We start from the raw sequence: 7,215 nt of genomic DNA, 5'->3' as shown, positions 1-7,215 counted from the left end.
CTTCAATACTATATGATCTTTTTTCTAGATTTGAAATATCAATCTGAAATAGCTCATAAAACACACCCGGATGCAGTGAAACATCAACAAAATAAAATTTTTCACTCATTTTTAATTCATAATTTTTTATACTTGGTGGAGTAATATAAATTCCACATTATTTTCTAAAAATAAAAAACTTTTAGATCATGGTGATGAAATAGGACAAATTATTTCATCTTGTAAAAATGTAAAAATATATGATGTTCAAATTTTTGAAAATAAATTAAATATTTCTGCATTACTTTTATATAAAGCTTTAGAGTATTTATTTGAAAAAAAAGTAGATGTTATAAGTCTTAGTTTGGGAATATTGACTGATTATAAAGAAATAGAAGAGATTTGTACTGAGTTTAGAAAAAAAGGTGTAATAATCGTATCTTCATTTCCAAGAAGTGGACAAAATTTTGTTTATCCAGCTTCATATAAAAATGTTATTTCTGTAACTTCAGATGGTAATTGTAATGGAATAGTGTAAATTATGAGTTTGTTGTATCAAGAGCTAAACTTGACGAAGCTTTAATACTAGATGCACAAAGTTATAATATCAAATGTATTGAATCAAAAGTTATTGGTAAAATGCACATTACAAAAGATGATAAAGTTAAAATATTATATAAAAATAATGAAAATGTAATAGAAGAAATAAGTAATTATGTTGTTGATGCGAGGGGAAGATTTACTCCTTATAAAGATGAATATATAACTGGACCTAAAAGTTTTTCTTTATTACAAAAACTAGAAATAAATGAGGTTATTGAACCACGACTATTGATTCAGTTCAAGATGGGTAAATTTGGCAAGCATACTTAGGAGATAAAAAAGAAGGGTATATTCAAATTACATGTGATGAAGAAACCGCTAACAGTGTCACTACTTTTGAAGATATAATTAAGCTATTAAAAATACAATCTTTAGATTTGTGGACACTTAAAAACTATGAAATTATAGATAAGTTAGTAAAAAGAGATTCTTATAGTAAAATTCATAAAACAATAATAACAGATAAATATATTTTAGTTGGTGATAGTGCTTCAAGTATTGATCCTTTATCAGGAAATGGAGTATTTCAAGCTTTGAGTATGTCAAGTATTGCTCCTTGTGTGGTAAATACAATATTGGCTAACTGAAAATAATCAAATTGAACAGTTAAGAAGAGTTAAAATGAAGCAATATTAAAAGATCAATTTATACATTAGTAATTAGTTAATTAATTTTAAACTGAAAAAACAAATTTTTAATATTTAAATATAGCTTTAATTAAGCTATTTATAAGAAAGTTCTAACTACTTTCTAACAATTTAGTGATATAATCTTTAAACAGAAAGATATTAAGACACTTTTTGTTAAAATAATTATATTATTTAATGATTGAATAGGTGAAAAATGAAATTTTATTTGTTTGTTTGTTTTTTCTTTTTTACGATGCTTAATGCCCAAAGTTTAGATAATTTACTTAAGCAGTATAAAGAAGATTCAGAAAAATCACTAGAAACTGTTGATGAAAAATTAGGTCATGTATTTATTTACTCTCAAAAAGATATACGTCTTATGCAATACAAAAGATTAGGAGATATCTTAAAAGAGTTGCCTATCATGAATTATAATAAAAATAGATTGGGATTTCCAAGTTTATCATTAGCAGGTTCTAAAACATCAGTTAGTGGATTTTTTAGATTTTTCATAAACGATCATGAAATTAGTTCAACTTATACTCAATCTCCTTTTTTAACTTGGGGAAATTTACCTTTAGATTTTATTGATCATATTGAAGTTTATTATGGGGATAGTTCTTTAGCTTTAGGGAATGATACGGGTATATATTTTATTAGAATTTATACTAAAAAAGCATATAAAGAAAATGCAACTCAATTAAACTTAGAATTACAAAAAGCTGGAACAAATGCAAAATCATTATTGCATTCAAAAACATTAGAAAATGGCTGGTCATATTTAGCTTATTTTAGAGCATATAATAGACATAATACTGAGCAATTTAATAATCAAGATATAAAAGATGATTCATCAAGACAATATGCATATTTACAACTAAATAAAGATAAAACAAATATTGACATTGGATATACAAAAGCAAATAATGATATCTTTATGGGTAAATCATCTGATAATGTTCCAACAAGTGGTGAAGTAAATACAAAAGAATATTATATAGATTTTACAAGAAAGTTTCTTTACGATAATTCAGTTAAATTTACATTTGCTTATGATGTAAATAATAGAGAGAATGAAGAGAAAAATGACAACTTTATCTCTATTTTACCTGCAGTTGATTTATCTGTGTTATCAGGATTGATGCCAATAGATAGTTTTAATTTTAAAGAAGATTTAAAATTTACAAAACTTAATACAAGTCTTTCTAAAGAATTTAAAACTGCAACTAATAATCTTATATTAGGTACATCTTTTGTTAAAAAAGATTATGATGTAAAAAATAGAAAAGTTTCATATGGAAGTACACTTATGCATATGCATAAAGATAAATCATTTGGTTCTTTTTATGGATTTACTCAAGAAAAAATGTATTCACTGTTTATGGAAGATGAATATAAAGTATTAGATAACTTATCTTTGATATTAAATGGTAAAATAAATAGATATGAAAGAGATGATGTTATTGAAGATTCAACTGATAAAGTCTATAGAGTTGGATTTATTTATACTCCTTTTAAAAACTTTGGTATAAAAAGTTTTTATACTAGAACTTTACTTCCTCCGAATTTTTATAATGTTGATTATGCAAATAAAAATGATGTAGATTTAAAAACACAAAAATATAATATATATACTATAGAAACAGTTTTTACAACTGAAAATTCTAAATCAAGACTTATCTTTGACGATGTAAGAATAAAAAACTTTTTATATTTAACTCCTGTTGGCTTTACAAATCAAGATAAAATTCATTCAAAAGGTTTAATTTTTAAATATGATTATCAATTTGATAACAGCAAATTAGAGTTTAATTATTATACTACTTGGTTAAATGTTGATGAAAATAATTCTGGAAAAGGTGGTTTCTTAAAGTATTTTGGGGAGTATGATAAGTTTAGTTATTTTTCTTCAATTATTTATAGAAATGAATATAGTTATAAAGATATACATGTTCCTAGTTCCTTTGATTTAAATATGGGTGTGACGTATAACTATTCAAAAGATCTTTCTTTAAGTTTACAAGGTTCTAATTTATTAAATAAATCAACTCAATCTTTATATTCAACTGGTGGATTAAGAACTGGTTCAGAATTTGCATATAAAGATAGACAGAAAAATTTTATGCTTAGTATGAAGTGGGTGTTCTAATGAAAACTTTACTATTACTAATTTCATTGACATCACTATTAATGTCACAACAATATACATTTTTAGTAGACAAATATAATAAAGCTATAGATTTGGAATCTCAAATAATTTCAAAAATTGCTCATTTATCAATTAAAAAAGATGATATAAAATTATATATTCCAAAAGCTACGAAAATTGAAAAAAAAATATATTCAAAACATTTTACATTGGTTAATAATTGTAAAAAAGCAGATTTTGTATATGTTAAAAAAGATTTTGATTTTAGCTCAAAATGCAAACATTCTAAAGCTCTATTTTTTACTAATAATTATAGGAAACTATTAAGTGATAAATCTTTTATTGGAGCATTTTTTTGGAGTAAAAGTCGTCCAAATATTGTATTTATAAAAAATAGGCTGGGAAATAAAAAAATAAAATTACCAAACAGTTATAATAAATTTGTTGAGGATTTTAATTGAGTAAATTAAAAAATTCATTTTATTTAATCTTTTTTTCTTCTCTTATTTCTATTATTTTAACATTGATTTTATTTAGTGTTATTAAATTAGAAGAAAAAATACAATCTGAAATGATAGAAATATCAACAGCAGATGTAAAATCAATTGTACAAAATAGTGCAAATTTAATTCATAATACATTAAATGAAAATAAAAGTTTTGTATCACAAATTGAAAAAAATAAAGAGTATCATAAAATAATAGAATCAAATCTAGAGACTTTAGTTACTCAAAATATAAAATATGCATATTTATTATATAAAGATAAAAGAGGTGTTTTTAGATTTTTAGTAGATGGTGCAAAAAAAGGCAATAAAGCATTTGTTGATCAAAAATTTGATATTGATAATGAAAAATGGATTGATGTATATAAAACAAAAAAACCACTTATTATTCAAAATAGACTATTAAAAGAGATTTCTATTACATATTTGGTTCCAATATTAAATAAAAACAAGGTACAACTTCTTCTTGTTATTGATTTTTCTATTAAAAAAGTAAAAGAGATAAATAATATAATTTCATGGATAAAAAATTCACTTATTGGAATACTTTTTATCTTATTTATATTTGTTATGATTTTAATTATTCAAGTTAAAAGATATAATAATGTTAAAAAAACTGCATATATTGATAAGTTAACAAATGTATATAATAGAAATTACTTGCAAGAGTATGAAAACTTTTTTAATTTAGATGATTTTATTATTGCTGGAATTGATATTGATCATTTTAAACTTGTAAATGATACTTATGGGCATGATGTTGGTGATAAAATACTTAAAAATGTCGGAAGAATTATTTTAAATTCTACAAGAAAAAAAGATGATATTGTTATTCGTTATGGTGGTGAAGAGTTTCTTATTTTAGCAAAAACAAAAAGAGATGATAATTATAGTGCAATAAATGTAATAGAAAGAGTTTTTTTTAATATACAAAAAGAGAAATTTTTTATAAATGAAAATGAAAGTATTGATATTACTGTTTCTATTGGCGTAAATTTAGAACCAAACAAATCAAAAACATTTGCAAAGGCATTTAAACTAGCAGATACTGCTTTATATACTGCAAAAGAAAAAGGCAGAAATAATATACAAATTTATAGTGAAGTAGATATTTCAAATAAAGATAATAAATTATCGATAAATGAAATAAAAGAAGCTTTAGATGAGCATAGAGTTGTTTGTCATTATCAAAAAATAGTGGATATGAAAACTCATAAAGTTGTAAAATACGAAGCATTATTAAGAATAGTTAAAAAAGATGGAACAATAGTTTATCCAGAACAAATTTTACCAGTAATTAGTGATACATTTATTTTAAGAAATATTTCAAAAAGAGTATTAAATATTTGTTTTGAAAAGTTGTTATCAGATAATGATATAGAAATTAATGTAAATTTAAATCCACAAGATATTGTAAATGAAGCTATATTAAAAATGTTAAAGCATATGTCATTAACATATGAAAATATATCAAATAGACTTGGAATAGAAATAACTGAAAATGAGAGTCTAACAAATGATGAAAATGCAAAAATGAATCTATATAAAATTAAAAAATGGGGATATAAACTTTTTATTGATGATTTTGGAAATGGTTATTCAAACTTTACGTATCTTGCTCAAATTAAAACAGATTATATAAAAATTGATGGAAAGTTAATAGAAAAAATATTGACTGATAAAATCTCATATATGCTAGTAAAAAGTATAGTGAACTTTGCTAATGAAGCTGGAATAAAAGTTGTTGCAGAGTATGTTTCAAGTAAAGAGTTATATGAAAAATTAAAAGAGTTAAATATTGAATTATTACAAGGTTTCTATTTTTCAAAGCCTCGTCAATTAGAATAAAAAGATAAAGTTTAGATATATAAAGATATATCTACTTCATCTATTTGCTCTTCTTTTAAGTGCTTTTTTGCATACTCTAAATATGCCCCAGAAGTTAAAAACAGTTTGAAAATATCTTCATCTATATGTTTATCTTTTGCCATAAAACTTAATATCTTTATTGTCTCACTTAATCTTTTTGCTTTTTTGTATGGTCTGTCTGAAGCTGTTAATGCTTCAAATATATCAGCAATAGTCATAATTCTTGCAGGAATTGACATATCATATTTAGTCAGTTTTCTAGGATAACCTGTACCTATAAGAGTTTCATGGTGTCCTCCTGCATATTCAGGAACTCTTTTTAGTTCATCTGGAAAAGGAAGATTTTCTAACATAATAATAGACATCATCATATGTTCATTTATTTTAAATCTCTCTTCATTTGTTAAAGTACCTTTTTTAATAGTAAGATTATATATCTCTCCTAAATTATATTGATATTTAGGTACTTCTAGTTTGAAATTATATTTTTTATATAAAGAGTCAATGTCATCTTCTCTTTCTATCAAATGCTCTTTTTTATCACTTAGTAATTTTTCCTCAAAAGGTAGAGTTGTTTTAATAACTCTATTTTCTTCTTCATGTGCTAATCCAATAGAATTATCAAAGTGTCTTGTCCAGGTTCTTTTTGCAATACTATGTATTTGTTCTATATGCTCTTCATCCATAAATTCAGAACCAACATTTGCTCTTGCAACAATTTCAAACTCTTTGTATAGTTTCTCATGCTCTTTTTTAAGTATCTCTTCTTCTTTTTCTTTATCTTTACCATTTAATATATTTTCATACATTTTTATAGTCATATCTCTGTGAATAACTTCAAATCTTGTTCTAATTTCATGAATTCTATTATATATAGTTTCAAGTTTAGTTGCTTTATCAACTACAAATTCAGGAGTTGTAACTTTACCACAATCATGAAGCCATGCAGCAACACTTAGTTCTTCTTGTTCTTCTTCATTTAGTTTAAAATCTTTAAAAATACCTTCTTGTGATTCATTTGCTTTTTGTGTTATAAGAGATGCCAAAATAGGAACTCTCTCACAGTGTTTACCTGTATATTTAGATTTTGCATCAATAGCACTTGCTATAATTTTAATAAATGCTTCTAGTAGTTCTTTTTGTTTTTCTTCATAATCTTTAATAGATTTTGACATATGGCATAAAGAGATTGAAAGATCATGAAACTCTTTTATAGAAGTATTAATATTTTTTATATTATCAAAGTCTCTTTTTATGATTTTATCATTTTGTTTCATAAGCTCTAAAATTGGTGTAACAAGAATTTTTGTAGATATCCAAATAAGTGGAATTGTAATTGTTAATATTAAAATTGTAATTATAAATGATTTAAATATTTTGTTTGCATATGGTTCCATTATCTCATCAATTGGAGATAAAATAGCTAAATAGTCTTTTTTATTGTACTCTGATTCTATTTTTGTAAAATATACATAATACTC

The 7,215-nt window shown here is 23.7% G+C and carries 7 protein-coding genes; 6 read left to right on the top strand and 1 reads right to left on the bottom strand.

Annotated elements, in window-relative coordinates:
- The first annotated feature begins 118 nt into the window (after window positions 1-118).
- From CRU93_RS13715 to CRU93_RS13690, 6 genes are all read left to right on the top strand, one after another.
- Window positions 119-517 carry a S8 family serine peptidase gene (locus tag CRU93_RS13715; protein WP_129104755.1) on the top strand — a complete coding sequence of 133 codons (399 nt, stop codon included), beginning with the start codon at window positions 119-121 and terminating at the stop codon, window positions 515-517.
- 101 nt (window positions 518-618) lie between these two features.
- Window positions 619-852: a hypothetical protein gene (locus CRU93_RS13710; protein ID WP_129104754.1), complete on the top strand. Its 234-nt coding sequence runs from the start codon at window positions 619-621 to the stop codon at window positions 850-852.
- Between the two features lie 107 nt (window positions 853-959).
- Window positions 960-1,169, top strand: a complete 210-nt coding sequence (locus CRU93_RS13705) for a hypothetical protein (protein ID WP_129104753.1) — start codon at window positions 960-962, stop codon at window positions 1,167-1,169.
- 256 nt (window positions 1,170-1,425) lie between these two features.
- Complete coding sequence (locus CRU93_RS13700) at window positions 1,426-3,360, top strand: TonB-dependent siderophore receptor (protein ID WP_129104752.1); 1,935 nt, start codon at window positions 1,426-1,428, stop codon at window positions 3,358-3,360.
- The gene (locus CRU93_RS13695) at window positions 3,360-3,821 is read left to right on the top strand and encodes a hypothetical protein (RefSeq protein ID WP_129104751.1); all 462 of its coding nucleotides are present in this window, start codon (window positions 3,360-3,362) and stop codon (window positions 3,819-3,821) included. Before CRU93_RS13700 ends, CRU93_RS13695 begins: the two co-directional genes overlap by 1 nt.
- Window positions 3,818-5,713 (top strand): bifunctional diguanylate cyclase/phosphodiesterase, encoded by a 1,896-nt coding sequence (locus CRU93_RS13690; RefSeq protein ID WP_129104750.1) that lies wholly within the window; start codon window positions 3,818-3,820, stop codon window positions 5,711-5,713. Before CRU93_RS13695 ends, CRU93_RS13690 begins: the two co-directional genes overlap by 4 nt.
- An 11-nt stretch (window positions 5,714-5,724) precedes the next feature.
- Here CRU93_RS13690 and CRU93_RS13685 read toward each other — a convergent pair.
- Window positions 5,725-7,215, bottom strand: a 1,491-nt coding sequence (locus tag CRU93_RS13685; protein ID WP_129104749.1) for an HD-GYP domain-containing protein, incomplete at its 5' end; no start/stop codon positions are given.

The sequence above is a fragment of the Arcobacter sp. CECT 8985 genome (assembly GCF_004116495.1).
Classification (GTDB): domain Bacteria; phylum Campylobacterota; class Campylobacteria; order Campylobacterales; family Arcobacteraceae; genus Malaciobacter.
The sequence above is the reverse complement of the archived record's forward strand: the minus strand, read 5'-3'. Positions and strand labels throughout refer to the sequence as shown.